Annotated in this window: 14 protein-coding genes; 9 read left to right on the top strand and 5 right to left on the bottom strand. The window is 75.0% G+C overall.

Annotated elements, in window-relative coordinates; genetic code table 11:
• Window positions 1-38: 38 nt before the first annotated feature.
• Window positions 39-794, top strand: coding sequence for a sigma-70 family RNA polymerase sigma factor (locus tag GV155_RS16955; RefSeq protein ID WP_160009863.1), 756 nt, complete (start codon window positions 39-41; stop codon window positions 792-794).
• Window positions 795-903: 109 nt separating this feature from the next.
• Window positions 904-2,322: a DUF5667 domain-containing protein gene (locus GV155_RS20855; RefSeq protein WP_160009865.1), complete on the top strand. Its 1,419-nt coding sequence runs from the start codon at window positions 904-906 to the stop codon at window positions 2,320-2,322.
• A gap of 43 nt (window positions 2,323-2,365) precedes the next feature.
• Here the strand turns inward: GV155_RS20855 and GV155_RS16965 are convergent, their stop codons facing one another.
• Window positions 2,366-3,451 (bottom strand): lysophospholipid acyltransferase family protein, encoded by a 1,086-nt coding sequence (locus GV155_RS16965; RefSeq protein ID WP_236554389.1) that lies wholly within the window; start codon window positions 3,449-3,451, stop codon window positions 2,366-2,368.
• 125 nt (window positions 3,452-3,576) lie between these two features.
• Here GV155_RS16965 and GV155_RS16970 point away from each other — a divergent pair, with 125 nt between their 5' ends.
• Both GV155_RS16970 and GV155_RS16975 read left to right on the top strand, forming a co-directional pair.
• Window positions 3,577-4,068: a SigE family RNA polymerase sigma factor gene (locus GV155_RS16970; RefSeq protein ID WP_160009867.1), complete on the top strand. Its 492-nt coding sequence runs from the start codon at window positions 3,577-3,579 to the stop codon at window positions 4,066-4,068.
• A 37-nt stretch (window positions 4,069-4,105) separates the two neighbouring features.
• A complete protein-coding gene (locus GV155_RS16975) occupies window positions 4,106-4,621 on the top strand; it encodes a DUF2867 domain-containing protein (RefSeq protein WP_160009869.1) in 516 nt (171 codons plus the stop codon).
• 15 nt (window positions 4,622-4,636) lie between these two features.
• On the opposite strand, the gene GV155_RS16980 is transcribed toward GV155_RS16975, so the two are convergent.
• Genes GV155_RS16980 through GV155_RS16990 form a run of 3 tightly spaced genes read right to left on the bottom strand, consistent with a single transcriptional unit; the run spans window position 4,637 to window position 7,076 of the window.
• A complete protein-coding gene (locus GV155_RS16980; RefSeq protein ID WP_160011542.1) occupies window positions 4,637-5,284 on the bottom strand; it encodes a TrmH family RNA methyltransferase in 648 nt (215 codons plus the stop codon).
• Window positions 5,285-5,337: 53 nt separating this feature from the next.
• Window positions 5,338-6,117, bottom strand: a complete 780-nt coding sequence (locus GV155_RS16985; RefSeq protein WP_160009871.1) for a sugar phosphate isomerase/epimerase family protein — start codon at window positions 6,115-6,117, stop codon at window positions 5,338-5,340.
• A complete protein-coding gene (locus GV155_RS16990; RefSeq protein WP_160009873.1) occupies window positions 6,117-7,076 on the bottom strand; it encodes a Ppx/GppA phosphatase family protein in 960 nt (319 codons plus the stop codon). The genes GV155_RS16985 and GV155_RS16990 overlap by 1 nt, the downstream gene beginning before the upstream one ends.
• Window positions 7,077-7,141: 65 nt before the next feature.
• Between GV155_RS16990 and GV155_RS16995 the strand changes: the two genes are divergently transcribed.
• From GV155_RS16995 to GV155_RS17005, 3 genes are all read left to right on the top strand, one after another.
• The gene (locus tag GV155_RS16995; RefSeq protein ID WP_160009875.1) at window positions 7,142-7,900 is read left to right on the top strand and encodes a hypothetical protein; all 759 of its coding nucleotides are present in this window, start codon (window positions 7,142-7,144) and stop codon (window positions 7,898-7,900) included.
• 121 nt (window positions 7,901-8,021) lie between these two features.
• Window positions 8,022-8,657: a VOC family protein gene (locus GV155_RS17000; RefSeq protein WP_160009877.1), complete on the top strand. Its 636-nt coding sequence runs from the start codon at window positions 8,022-8,024 to the stop codon at window positions 8,655-8,657.
• A 3-nt stretch (window positions 8,658-8,660) separates the two neighbouring features.
• Window positions 8,661-9,389, top strand: a complete 729-nt coding sequence (locus tag GV155_RS17005) for a class I SAM-dependent methyltransferase (protein WP_160009879.1) — start codon at window positions 8,661-8,663, stop codon at window positions 9,387-9,389.
• A gap of 53 nt (window positions 9,390-9,442) precedes the next feature.
• Here the strand turns inward: GV155_RS17005 and GV155_RS17010 are convergent, their stop codons facing one another.
• Entirely contained in the window at window positions 9,443-10,480 is a 1,038-nt protein-coding gene (locus GV155_RS17010) for a LacI family DNA-binding transcriptional regulator (RefSeq protein ID WP_160011544.1), read from the bottom strand.
• Window positions 10,481-10,636: 156 nt separating this feature from the next.
• Between GV155_RS17010 and radA the strand changes: the two genes are divergently transcribed.
• Together radA and disA are read left to right on the top strand one after the other, a co-directional pair.
• Complete coding sequence (radA, locus tag GV155_RS17015; protein ID WP_160009881.1) at window positions 10,637-12,103, top strand: DNA repair protein RadA; 1,467 nt, start codon at window positions 10,637-10,639, stop codon at window positions 12,101-12,103.
• A gap of 75 nt (window positions 12,104-12,178) precedes the next feature.
• Complete coding sequence (disA, locus tag GV155_RS17020; protein WP_160009883.1) at window positions 12,179-13,261, top strand: DNA integrity scanning diadenylate cyclase DisA; 1,083 nt, start codon at window positions 12,179-12,181, stop codon at window positions 13,259-13,261.
• The last annotated feature ends 20 nt before the right edge of the window (window positions 13,262-13,281 follow it).

Consider the following 13,281-nt stretch of genomic DNA (forward strand, 5'->3'; position numbering starts at 1 on the left):
CGCCCCAGGGCGGCAGCCATGGGAGGGGCGCAGAGCTGATGGTGCACGGCGAGCAGCACGAGCGCGGGCTGGAGGCCCTGCGTCGCGCCGTCGCCCGCGCCCTGCTCGCGGCCGACCCGCTGCCGGCGGGGCCCTGCCCCCCGGGGATGCTGCTCAACGCCGCGACCTCGCCGGCGGGCCCGGCCGGGCCGGGCGCTCCGTACGGCGACCACGGCGACGCCGCCTCGTCGGCGGAGGACGAGGGCGAGCGGAGCCGGCTGATCGCGCTGGTCGAGCTGGCCCGCGGTGGTGACGCGGAGGCCTTCGGGATGCTCTTCGACCACTACCACCCCCAGGTCTACCGGTTCCTGTACCACCGCACCCGCTCCGTGACGCTGGCCGAGGACCTCACCTCCGAGACGTTCTTCCGCGCGCTGCGCCGGATGCCGGACTTCCGGTGGCAGGGCAAGGACTTCGGCGCCTGGCTGATGACGATCGCCCGCAACCTCACCGTCGACCACTTCAAGTCCGGCCGGGTCCGGATGGAGTCGACCACCGAGGACATGAGCCGGCACGACGACGTCACCGAGAGCACCGAGGACGCCGTGCTGGCGGCCCTCACCCACGAGGTGCTGCTCGACGCCCTGCAGCAGCTCTCCGACGAGCAGCGCGACTGCCTGGTGATGAGGTTCCTGCAGGGCCTCAGCATCGCCGAGACCGCTGCCGTCCTCGGGCGCAGCGACGGCGCCGTCAAGCAGCTCCAGCTGCGCGGGGTGCGCAACCTCGCCAAGCTCGTCCCCGAGGACCTGCGGTGAACGCGACGCGCGTGGGCGACGACGCCGTAACCTCCGCCGCACGCCTGTCGTTGGGCGTCTCGAGCGGCGCGACGGACCAGTGGGCGCCCGAGACACCAGGACGGACCGCATGACTCCGGGGTTCACGACGCGTGCACGAGCGGACCGCTTCGACGCGTCGCTCGACGCGTCGCGCGACGCTGCCCCGCCGGGCGTCGACCCGGCCTGGCTGCGGCTCGTCGACCGGCTCCAGGCCGTCCCCGACGTGGCTCCCCGGCCGGAGTTCGCCTCCGCGCTGCGCGAGCAGCTGCTGGTCGCGGCCCGCAGCGAGCAGACGGCGACCGGGCTCGTCGCCGCGCCCCCCTCGCCCGACCCGCTGGACCGGCTGCGACTGGCGCCGGGACGCCCCCGGGGCCAGCGCCGGTTGACGGTGGCCGTGGCCGGCCTCGCGCTGGTCGGCGCCAGCGGCGGCATGGCCGTGGCCTCGCAGGGCGCCCTGCCCGGCGAGACCCTCTACCCCGTCAAGCGCGCCATCGAGGACGTCCGCACCGGCCTCGAGGACGACCCGTCGCAGAAGGGCACCCGCCTGATCGCCCAGGCCCGGGACCGGCTCACCGAGGTCGCCGCGCTGACCGTGGACGACGGCGCCGACCCGGTCGCCGTCGAGCAGACCCTGGACGACTTCGCCGCCCAGGCCGGCGAGGCCGCCGACCTCAAGCTCGAGGCGTACTACGCCTCCGGCAGCCAGGCCGAGGTGCTCGAGGTCCGGAACCTGGCCACCGACTCGGTGGCCGTCCTGGGCTCCCTCGAGCCCGTCGTGCCCGAGACCGCGCTGGGCGCCCTGCTGCGCGCGGCCCAGGACGTGCGGGCCTTCGACGCGGTGGCGCGGCAGGCCTGCGGCGGCTGCGGCGGACCCGTGGTGGACCTGGTCCCCGCCCTGGCGATCGACCCGGTCTCGGCCGACCTCGGCAGGGCCCTCGGCCTGCGCGAGCTCCGCGCCGCGGCGCAGCCCGGCACGAGCAGCGGGACGGGCGGCGAGGGTGGCGACGGCGGTACGCGGGCCGGCCGGCCTGACGGCGCTGCCACCGGCGGCGCCGGTGCCGGGCGAGCAGACGGTCGTCCGCAGGGCGGCGAGCGGGACGGCGGTCCGGACGGTCGGCAGGACGGCCGGCAGGACGGCCTCCCTGGCGGCGGTGCCTCGGTGCCGATCGACGGCGCCTCGGTCCCCGAGGTCGACGGTCCCCTGCGCGCCCTGACCGAGGGCGTCCGGGAGGGCCTGGGTCAGCTCGCCGGCTCCACCCCGCTCGGTGACCTGGGCGGAGGCCTGACCGGCGGCGGGTCCGACGGTGGGTCCGGCAGTGGGTCGGGCGGCGGGTCGGGCGGTGGGTCGGGCGGTGGGTCGGACAAGGGCTCCGACGGCGGCAAGGCCGACGGCCCGAAGAAGGGTGGCGGCAAGACCGGCGGCGGCGGCACGGGCGGCGGCTCGGGAGGCCTGCTCGGCGGGGCGCTCGAGGACGTCGACGACACCCTCGGCGGGATCCTGCCCTGACCGCGGCCGGACCCGAGGTCCGTCCGGCACCGCCGGGGGCGGCTCAGCCGAAGACGGAGTCGCGGTCCATCAGCAGCCGGTAGAGGGTCTGCTGGATCGTCTCGCGGACCTGGTCGGTCACGTCGAAGACCAGCATCGGGTCGTCGGCCGCACCGGGCTCGTAGTCGTCGGTGCGGATCGGCTCGCCGAACTCCAGCAGCCACTTCGAGGGCAGCGGGACCAGGCCGAGCGGCCCGAGCCACGGGAAGAGCGGGGTGATCGGGACGTACGGCAGGCCCAGCAGCCGGGCCAGGGCCGGGACGTTGCCGATCATCGGGTAGATCTCCTCCGCGCCGACCACCGCGAGCGGGACGATCGGGACGCCCGTGCGCAGCGCGGCCGAGACGAAGCCGCCGCGCCCGAAGCGCTGCAGCTTGTAGCGCTCGGCGTACGGCTTGCCGACGCCCTTGAAGCCCTCCGGCCACACGCCGACCAGCTCGCCCCCGCGCAGCATCCGCTCGGCGTCCTCCTGGCAGGCCAGGGTCGCGCCAGACTTGCGGGCCAGGGCGCTGACGACGGGGAGCCGGAAGACGAGGTCGGCGCCCAGGGGCCGCAGGAAACGGCCGGTGTGGTCGTGCACGCTGACCATGGTCATCAGGCCGTCGACGGGGATCGTGCCGGAGTGGTTCGAGACCACCAGCGCGCCCCCGACCTCCGGGATGTTCTCGGCGCCCCGGACCTCGATCCGGAACCACGAGCGCGCCAGCGGTCGCAGCGCGGCCAGCAGGAACCGCTCGGTGACCTCGGCGTCGAAGCCGTACTCGTCGACGGGGTAGTCGCCGGTCAGCCGTCGGCGCCAGAACGCCAGCAGCCGGGCCAGCTGCGGCTCCCACTGCTCGCCGAAGACCTCACGGGCCGCGGTCTGCAGCGCCCCGAGCCACTGGGCCGGCGACGCCTGCGCGAGCGGGTTCCGCTCCTGGGTGCGCGCCGCGGCGCGGCGCCCGGCCGTGGTCGGCACCGTCGCCGGCTCGACCGGCTCCGCGCCCGGGTCCGACGAGGCGGCCGGGGGCACCGCCACGAGGACCGGCTCGACGAGCTCCTCGGGGAGGTCCTCGACGGGGGGCTCGGCGGGGGGCTCGACGGATCCCACCTCCTCGACCGCTCGCGCGGGGGCATGTCGATCAGCTCCTGGGGCCCGTGGGGCTCCTACGACTCGTTCACCGGCTGGGTGGACGACCAGGTCCGGCTGGACGGGCCGCAGGGCGCAGGACCGGGATGAGGGACGCCGAGCGGGAGACCGCCTTCACCGCCTTCGTCACCGCGCGCCGCGACCACCTGCGCCGGATCGCCTATGCCGTCTGCGGCGACTGGCACACCGCCGACGACCTCGTGCAGACCGCGCTGGTGAAGGCCTACGTGGCCTGGCCGCGGATCCGGCGCGAGGGCGAGGAGGAGGCGTACGTGCGTCGGATCATCGTCCGCGCCAACATCGACCGGCACCGGCGCGCCACGAACCGCGAGCTCGTCGGCGTGCCGGAGCACGGCGGGTCCTGCGATCCCGAGCCGGTCGAGGAGCGGTCGGCGCTCCTCGACGCCCTCCAGGGCCTGCCCGAGATGCAGCGCAAGGCGGTGCTGCTGCGGTACTGGCTGGGGATGTCGACCGCGGAGACCGCCGCCGAGCTCGGGATCGCCGAGGGGACGGTCAAGAGCCACGCCTCACGGGGCCGGGAGCGGCTCCAGGCCCTGCTGGCCGACGCCGACCGGTGACACCGGCGGGGTGGCCGGGCCGCCGTACGCTCACGGGGTGAGAGCCTTCCCCACCCTCCAGCGCAGCGGCCGCTCGACGACCCTGGACCGTCCGGCCGCCGACGTCTGGGCCGCGGTGGCCTCGGCGCGCCCCGACGCGGACGGGCACGTCTGGTACGTCGACGCGCCCGGCTTCGTGGTCCGTGGGGCGATCGACCGGGTCGCCCTCGGCCGGGGCCGACGCTGGCCCCTGCCCGACCGCGACCTGCTGCGCAGCGGCGACCGGGCCGGGTTCTGGGAGGTCCTCGAGGTCGACCACGACAACCGCCGGATGACCATGCAGGCCTCGGTGCGGGCGCCGGGCACGGTGCGGATGGAGGTCTCGGTCGCCGACGCCGGCGCCGACTGGAGCGTGGCCACCCTGGCCATCTCCTTCGCCCCCCGCGGGGTGCTCGGCTGGACCTACCTGCTCACCGACCTCCCCGCCCGGGAGGTCGTGATGGAGCTGACGCAGAGCGCGCTGCTGGCCGACGTCGCGGCCGCCACCGGGGCGCGGGTCCGCACCGCCGGCTGACCTGACCCTGCCGGGTCAGCCCCGCCAGGTCTCCTCGGCGCCGAGGTCGGCGTGCTGGCGCACCCAGGTGTGCATCGCGATCGCGGCGGCCGCGGAGGCGTTGATGGAGCGGGTCGAGCCGAACTGCGCGATCGAGAAGGTCGCCTCGCACGCATCCCGGGCGTCCTCGGAGAGGCCCGGACCCTCCTGCCCGAAGAGCAGGCAGACCCGGCGGGGCAGCGCGAGCGTCTCGAGGTGCCGCGAGCCGGGCAGGTTGTCCACGCCGTAGAGCGGGGTGTCCTGCTCGGCGAGGTACGCCGCGAGGTCCGCGGCGGTCGGGTGGTGGCGCACGTGCTGGTAGCGGTCGGTCACCATCGCCCCGCGCCGGTTCCACCGCTTGCGGCCCACGATGTGCACCTCGGCGGCCAGGAACGCGTTCGCGGTGCGCACCACGGTGCCGATGTTGAAGTCGTGCTGCCAGTTCTCCACGGCCACGTGGAGGTCGTGGCGGCGGGTGTCGAGGTCGGCCACGACCGCCTCGAGCCGCCAGTAGCGGTAGCGGTCGACCACGTTGCGCCGGTCGCCGTCGCGCAGCAGGTCGGGGTCGTAGCGGGGGTCGTCGGGCCAGGCCGCCTCGCCGCCCGGCCACGGCCCGACCCCGACCTCGTCGGGGCCGTAGGGCATCGGGTCGTACGGCGCGCGCCGCTCGTCCTCGTCGGCCCCGGTCCCGCCCTCGCTCACGCCAGGTGCTCGCGCGCGAAGTCCAGGGACTCGCGCAGGTCGGCGACGCGCTCCTCACGGGTGCGGCAGCGCCGGGTGCTGATCTCGACCACGACCTCGCCGGTGAAGCCGGTCGACGCCACGTGCCGCAGGAACGCTGCGGCCCCGGTCGTGCCGCGTCCTGGGACGAGGTGCTCGTCCTTGGCGGTGCCGCTGCCGTCGGTCAGGTGCACGTGGCTCAGCCGGTCGCCGAGCCGCTCGGCCATCGCGACCGGGTCGGCCCGGGCGATCGAGGCGTGAGAAAGGTCGACGGTGGTGTGGGCGTAGGACTCCGCCGACGGGTCCCAGCCGGGCAGGTACATCTCGACGCCCCGCCGGGAGGAGGCGCGCCAGGGGTACATGTTCTCGACGGCGAAGGCCAGTCCGGTGGACTGCTCCAGCGCGGCGACGCCGTTGACGAAGTCGCGGGCGTACTCCTTCTGCCAGCGGAACGGCGGGTGCAGGACCACCACCTCGGCGCCGACCACGTGCGCCATCTCGGCCGCGCGCTCGAGCTTGCCCCAGGGCTCGACGCCCCAGACGCGCTGGGTGAAGAGCAGCGTCGGGGCGTGGATCGCGCTGATCGGCACGCCGTGGTGCTTCGAGAGCTGCGCGACCGCGCTGGTCTGCTGGCTGAGCCCGTCGACCCCGACCATCACCTCGACGGCGTCGTAGCCGAGGTCGGCGGCGTAGCCGAAGGCGTGCGCGGTCGACTCGGGGTAGACCGACGACGTCGAGAGCCCGATCCGGGGCGGCATCAGGCGCCCGGCCGGGACCTGGCGGACGGGTCCTCACCGAGCCGGTCGATCCGCTCGAGGATCACGCCCTCGCGCAGCGCCCACGGGCAGATCTCGAGCTCGGCGAGGTCGAAGATGTCCATGCAGGCCTCGGCCACGAGCGCCCCGGGGACGATCTGGTGGGCGCGGCTCGCGGAGACGCCGGGCAGCCCGGCGAGCTCCTCGACCGACAGCCCGACCAGCTCGGGCAGGCGTGCGCGCAGCGTGTCCAGGGCCAGGGTGCGGGGCACCAGCGGGCCGTCGTCGGACGGCGCGGCACCGCAGATCCGGGCCAGGGAACGGAAGGTCTTGGACGTCGCCGCGGCGCGGTGCGGCGGGCCGGCGCGCAGCAGCAGACCGGCGTCGCGGGCGATCTCGGCGCGGATCGTACGCCGCAGCGCCCGCAGGCTCCCGGCGTCCGCCGGGCCGTCGGCGAAGTGGCCGCGGGCCAGCCGGGCCGCGCCCAGCGGCAGCGACCAGGCCACGTCGGGCAGCTCGGAGGTGCCGCCGGCGATCTCGAGCGACCCGCCGCCGATGTCGAAGACGGCCAGCCGCCCGGCCGACCAGCCGAACCACCGACGGACGGCCAGGAACGTCAGCCGGGCCTCGTCCTCACCGGAGAGCACCGGGATCTCCACGCCGGTCTCGCGTGCGACGTGGGTCAGCACCTCCTCGGAGTTGACCGCGTCGCGCACCGCCGAGGTGGCGAACGGCAGCATCTCCTCGCAGCCCTTGTCCTCGGCGACCGCGACCGCCTCGGCGGTGAAGGCGGTCAGGGCGGCGACACCGTCGTCGGTGACGGCGCCGTGCTCGTCGAGGTGCTCGGCCAGGCGCAGCCGCTGCTTGTGGCTGGAGGCGGGCAGGGGTGCGGAACCGTCGTGGGCGTCCACCACGAGGAGGTGGCCGGTGTTGGAACCGATGTCGAGGACGCCGAGGCGCATGGGACCAACGTACCCGGGCGGGGCCTCCCCCCTCGCCCCGCTCCCCCGCGACGTAGGCTCCTGCGGTGCCCGAGGTCGACCTGGTGTTCCCCCGCGCCTTCGTGGAGTTCGAGAACCCCGAGGACGCCGACGAGGTGCTGCGCTGCGACCTCACCTGGCTCACGTCGCGCTACCGCTGCATCTTCGGCTCGGGCTGCGCCGGCATCTACGCCGATTCCCCCGACGTCGGCTGCTGCACGCTGGGCGCGCACTTCTCCGACGAGGACGACGAGCGCCGGACCGCCGGTTTCGTGGCGCAGCTGGACGAGCGGCTGTGGCAGCTCCACCCCGGCCGCGAGGTCACCGAGGCCGACTGGGTCGAGGTCGAGGACGACGCCCGCAAGACGCGGGTGGTCGAGTCCGGGGGCCAGCGCGCCTGCGTCTTCAGCAACCGGCCGGGCTTCGCCGGCGGCGCCGGCTGCGCCCTGCACGCCCTGGCGCTGGAGCAGGGGCGCGAACCCCTGGAGACCAAGCCGGACGTGTGCTGGCAGCTGCCGATGCGGCGCACCTTCCGCGACGTCGAGCGCGCCGACGGCACGGAGTACCTCGAGGTCACCATCGGCGAGTACGACCGCCGCGGCTGGGGCCCGGGCGGGCACGACCTCGACTGGTACTGCTCGGGCAACACCGAGGCGCACGACGCGCCGGAGCCGGTCTACGTGACCCACGCCCCGGAGCTGGTCGCGCTGATGGGACGGGGTGCCTACGACGAGCTGGTCGGGCACTGCGAGACCCACCTCGCGGCCCGTCCGCGGCTCGCGCTGCACCCGGCCGACCCGGCCTGAGGTCCGCCGGGGACGGTCCCGGGACCGCCCCACCCGGCCTGACCTCGGACGCGACCTCTCGACATCAAGACACCGGGACCCCGGTGTCAAGCCTCCACGCGGCTGTGCGCACAATCTCGTCATGCGCCTCGACCATGTCTCGTACGCAGCTGGACCCGATGGCCTGGAGGCCACGGCGGACCGCATCGGCGACCTGCTGGGCGCCACGTTCCTCGACGGCGGGATCCACCCCCGCTTCGGCACGCGCAACATGGTGCTGCCCCTGGCGGACCGCACCTACCTCGAGGTCGTCGAGGTGCTCGACCACCCGGCCTCGGACAAGGCGCCGTTCGGCCAGGCCGTCCGGGCCCGGTCCGTGCTCGGCGGCGGCTGGCTCGGCTGGGTCGTCGCGGTCGACGACATCTCCGAGGTCGAGGCCCGGCTGGGGCGTCCCTCGGTGGCCGGCAACCGGCACCGCCCCGACGGCGTCGAGCTGCGCTGGCACCAGATCGGCGTGAACAGCCTGATCGGCGACCCGCAGCTGCCGTTCTTCGTGTCCTGGGAGACCCCCGAGCTGCACCCCGGCGCCGAGAGCGACGGTCAGTTCTCGCTCGCCAGCCTGGAGATCGCCGGCGACCCGCAGCGCGTCAGCGAGTGGCTCGGGCAGTCGGTCGAGCAGCCGCTGGAGGACGTCAAGGTCGACTGGGTCGCCCCCCACGGCACGCCCGGCATCCTCGCCGCGGTGGTGCAGACGCCCACCGGGCTCGTCCGCATCTAGCGCGTGCTCCCCGGAGCGGTGCCCAGCCCGAACATCTGGCGCCACACCGACACCTACGAGCTCGAGAACCGCGCCGCCGACCCCGACGACCGGCTCTGGCAGGCGATGCGCGACGCCGTCCGGGCCGGCTCCGGCGGCGACGCGTTCGCCGGTCGCACGGTGCTCGACCTCGGCTGCGGCACCGGCTTCCACCTGCCCCGCTTCGCCGACGAGGTCGGCCCCGACGGCAGCGTGATCGGCGTCGAGCCGCACCCGTCCCTGGTCTCGCTGGCCCGCCGCCGCGTGCGTGGCCTGCCGCGCGTCGACGTCCGCGAGGGCGTGGCCCAGGAGGTCCCGCTGCCCGACGCGAGCGTCGACGTCGTCCACGTGCGCTGGGCCTACTTCTTCGGACGCGGCTGCGAGCCCGGCCTGGTCGAGCTGGACCGGGTGCTGCGTCCCGGCGGCACGGCGCTGGTCATCGACAACGACGGCGCCCGGTCGACCTGGGGGGCCTGGTTCCGCCGCGGCTACCCCCACCTCGACCCGCCGGAGGAGACCGAGCGGTTCTGGTCCACCCGCGGCTGGACCCGGGTCGGGGTCGACATGGGTTGGCGCTTCGACTCGCGCGCCGACCTGGAGGCGGTCGTGCGGATCGAGCTGCGGCCCGAGGTCGCCGACGCCGTGCTGGCCGGGCACCAGGGCCTCGAGGTGGACTACGCCGTCAACCTCTGGGTCAAGCACCGGCCGAGATGACGCTCGCGGACAGCCGAGATGACGGTTGCGGCGCCCCGAGATGACGGTTGCGGTCAGCTGGAGCCGCGGACGCTGAGCGTCGGGACGAGCAGCAGACCGGGCTCGGGCCGCGGCTGGTGCGTCATCACGCCCTCGAGCGCGCGGACCACCTCGACGGCCACCTGCTCGAGCGGCTGGCGTACCGAGGTCAGGCCGGGCAGGACGAGCTGCGCGGCCTGGGAGTCGTCGAACCCCACGACGGCGACGTCGCGACCGGCGCTCAGACCGCGGTCGGCCAGGGTGTGGAGCACCCCGATCGCCAGGGTGTCGGAGGCGCAGACGAACGCCGTGGGGCGGGCCTCGTCCAGCAGCACGGCGCTGGCCTCGCGACCGCTGGCCACGGTGTCCTCGACCCGGGAGGCCAGCCCGCTGGTGGGCAAGCCGCGGTCGCGCAGGCCGCTGCTCCAGCCCGAGCGACGGTCCTCGCCGATGGTGGAGTCCTTGCGCCAGCCGATCCAGGCGATCCGCTCGTGACCGCGGTCGAGCAGGTGGTCGGTGGCCAGACGGGTGCCGGCGGCGCCGTCGACGTCGACCCACGGGTGCGGCGCGCCCGGGTCGTCCCAGGGTCGGCCGAAGGCGACGAACGGGGCGCCCCGCTCGTCGAGCAGCCCGGCCTGGGGGTTGCCGAGGTAGGTGTCGGTGACCACGAACGCGTCGACGGCCGTGGCCCGCAGCAGGTCGTCGTAGCCGGCCAGCGGGTCCGTGCGGTCGACTGCGTCGAAGAGCAGCACGTGGTAGCCGGCGCCGCGGGAGGCCTCGACCAGCGAGTGCACGAAGCGGTCCATCGTGGCCTCGGCGGTGCCCTCGAGGTGCGGGCTGATCCGCAGGCCGAGCAGGTGCGAGGACCGGGTACGCAGGTTGCGCGCGGCCCGGTTGGGCAGGTAGCCCAGCTCCGCGATCGCCGCCCGCACCCGTTCCAGGGTGTCGGGGCGCAGCAGCTCGGCGTTGTTGACCGCGTTCGAGACCGTCTGGCGGGACACCCCGGCCCGCTCGGCGACGTCGGCGAGGGTCGGCGGCGACCCGGGCAGCCTGCCCGGCACGCGCTCCGGCATCCGGCCCACGGCGACTCCTTTGGATCGTTCCAGTCAGCGTACCGTCCAGGCCCGCCCGTCCCGCTCCCTCCCTGGGTGTGAACACCACCGCCCCACCACGTCGACGCCTGGGGACGGGTCGCGAGCGGTGTCGGCGCGATCGCCTAGGTTGCGGGGATGGCCAAGTCGAGCACCCGCGTCCGCGCCCTCTACCGCTGCAGCGAGTGCGGGTGGGAGACGGTCAAGTGGGTCGGGCGGTGCGGGGAGTGCCAGGCCTGGGGATCGGTGGCCGAGGCCGCGGCCGCGCCCGCGCGCTCGGCCGCCGCGACGCCCGTGACGACGCCGGCGGTGCCGATCGGGCAGGTCTCGGTCAGCGAGTCGGCCTTCCGCAGCAGCGGCGTCGGCGAGCTCGACCGCGTGCTCGGCGGCGGGCTGGTGCCCGGCGCCGCCATCCTGCTGGCCGGCGAGCCCGGTGTCGGCAAGTCCACGCTCCTGCTCGAGGTCGCCGCAAGCACCGCCGCGGCGACGGCCACCGGTGGCCCGCGGCGCGTCCTCTACATCACCGGCGAGGAGTCCGCCTCCCAGGTCCGGCTGCGCGCGGACCGCACGGGCGGCGTCCACGACGAGCTCTACCTGGCGGCGGAGACCGACCTGGGGGCCGTGCTGACCCACATCGAGCAGGTGCGCCCGCAGCTCATCGTGGTCGACTCCGTGCAGACCATCGCCGCGCCCGGCACCGAGGGCGTCCCCGGCGGCGTCACCCAGGTCAAGGAGGTCGCGGCGGCCCTGATCCGGGTGGCCAAGACCCGCAACATCACCACCGTGCTGGTCGGGCACGTCACCAAGGACGGCTCGATCGCGGGCCCCCGCGTGCTGGAGCACCTCGTCGACGTCGTGCTGCACTTCGAGGGCGACCGGGAGAGCAGGTTCCGGATGGTGCGGGCGATGAAGAACCGCTTCGGCCCGGTCGACGAGGTCGGCTGCTTCGACCTGTCGTCCACCGGGATCCGCGCCGTCACCGACCCCACCGGGCTCTTCGTGGAGGACCACCACGGGCGGGTCTCGGGCACGTGCGTCGCGGTGACCATGGAGGGTCGCCGACCGCTGCTGGCCGAGGTCCAGGCGCTGGTCACCCCGTCGCCGCTCGAGCGCCCCCGTCGCACGGTCTCGGGCCTCGACGGCTCCCGGATCGCCATGGTGCTGGCGGTCCTGCAGCAGCACGCCAAGGTGATGCTGCACCACCACGACGTCTTCGCCTCCACCGTCGGCGGGGCCCGGCTCTCGGAGCCGGCCAGCGACCTCGCCGTGGCTGCGGCGATCGTCTCCGCCACCACGCTGACCCCGCCCCCGGTCGGGGTGGTCGCGATGGGCGAGATCGGGCTGGCCGGGGAGCTGCGGCGGGTGCGCGACCTCGAGCTGCGCGTGGCGGAGGCCGCCCGGCTCGGGTTCAAGATGGCCGTGGTCCCGATGGAGCCCGGCTCGCGGCGCACGCCCCGGCGCGACGCCGCCCGGATGGTCGACGGCCTGCGCGTGGTCGAGGCCCCCGACGCCGTGTCCGCCCTGCGCCTGATGGGTCTGCTCGGCACGCCCCGGCTGACGCTGACCAGCGCCGACGAGTCGATGCCGTCGCAGCGGCCCCGATGACCCGGGGCGTGTCCTAGACTGCCGACCGGCCGGCGACCGGACCCACCGTCGCGGCACCACGGAGGGAGCACGACCGTGCCCACGGACCGTCCCGACGCCGCCACCCGCCTGCGGGAGACGCTGGCACTGATCGCCCCCGGGACTCCCCTGCGCGACGGGCTCGAGCGCATCCTGCGCGGGCGCACCGGCGCCCTGATCGTCCTGGGCTCCGACGACCTGGTCCGCTCCATCGCCACCGGCGGCTTCGAGCTGGACGTGCCCTTCACCTCCACCGGCCTGCGCGAGCTGGCCAAGATGGACGGCGCGATCATCGTCGACACCGACATCACCCGGATCCTGCGCGCCGCGGTGCACCTGATGCCCGACCACACCATCACCTCCGACGAGACCGGCACCCGCCACCGCACCGCCGACCGGGTGGCGCGCCAGACCGGCTTCCCGGTGATCTCGGTGTCGCAGTCGATGCAGATCATCGCCGCCTACGTCGACGACAACCGCTTCGTGCTCGAGGACTCCGGCCAGATCCTCTCCCGCGCCAACCAGGCCCTCGCGACGCTCGAGCGCTACAAGATGCGGCTCGACGAGGTCTCGAGCACCCTCTCGGCGCTCGAGATCGAGGACCTGGTCACGGTGCGCGACGTGGCCGTGGTCGCCCAGCGGCTGGAGATGGTCACCCGGATCGCCCGTGAGATCGAGGGCTACGTCCTCCAGCTGGGCACCGACGGCCGGCTGCTCGCCCTGCAGCTCGACGAGCTCGTCACCGGCGTCGACGTGGAGCGCGGCCTGCTGGTGCGTGACTACGTGGCCGCCACCCGCGGCGACCGGACCCCCCGCGAGCTGCTCGACGACCTCGAGGCGCTCTCCGCCACCGACCTGGTCGACCCGGCCGCGACGGCCGCCGTCCTGGGCCTCGGCGGCAGCGAGCACCTCGACGGCGCCGTCACCCCGCGCGGCTACCGGCTGCTGGCCCGCGTGCCGCGGCTCTCCCCCGCGGTCGTGGAGCGGCTGGTCGACCACTTCGGCTCGCTGCAGAAGCTCCTGTCGGCCGGTGTCGGTGACCTGCAGACCGTCGACGGCGTGGGCGAGCTGCGGGCCCGCGGCGTCCGCGAGGGCCTGTCGCGCCTGGCGGAGTCGACGATCCTTGAGCGTTACGTCTGACCGCCGTCCGACCCGGTCCG

The sequence above is a fragment of the Nocardioides sp. AX2bis genome, from assembly GCF_902506435.1.
Classification (GTDB): Bacteria; Actinomycetota; Actinomycetes; order Propionibacteriales; family Nocardioidaceae; genus Nocardioides.

Bases quoted from the DNA above. Each gene is read 5' to 3' on its own strand.
- GV155_RS16955 (WP_160009863.1), top strand. From the start codon at position 39: ATGGTGCACGGCGAGCAGCACGAGCGCGGGCTGGAGGCCCTGCGTCGC.
- GV155_RS20855 (WP_160009865.1), top strand. From the start codon at position 904: ATGACTCCGGGGTTCACGACGCGTGCACGAGCGGACCGCTTCGACGCG.
- GV155_RS16970 (WP_160009867.1), top strand. From the start codon at position 3,577: ATGAGGGACGCCGAGCGGGAGACCGCCTTCACCGCCTTCGTCACCGCG.
- GV155_RS16980 (WP_160011542.1), bottom strand. From the start codon at position 5,284: ATGCCCTACGGCCCCGACGAGGTCGGGGTCGGGCCGTGGCCGGGCGGC.
- GV155_RS16985 (WP_160009871.1), bottom strand. From the start codon at position 6,117: ATGCCGCCCCGGATCGGGCTCTCGACGTCGTCGGTCTACCCCGAGTCG.
- GV155_RS16990 (WP_160009873.1), bottom strand. From the start codon at position 7,076: ATGCGCCTCGGCGTCCTCGACATCGGTTCCAACACCGGCCACCTCCTC.
- GV155_RS17000 (WP_160009877.1), top strand. From the start codon at position 8,022: ATGCGCCTCGACCATGTCTCGTACGCAGCTGGACCCGATGGCCTGGAG.
- GV155_RS17010 (WP_160011544.1), bottom strand. From the start codon at position 10,480: ATGCCGGAGCGCGTGCCGGGCAGGCTGCCCGGGTCGCCGCCGACCCTC.
- radA (WP_160009881.1), top strand. From the start codon at position 10,637: ATGGCCAAGTCGAGCACCCGCGTCCGCGCCCTCTACCGCTGCAGCGAG.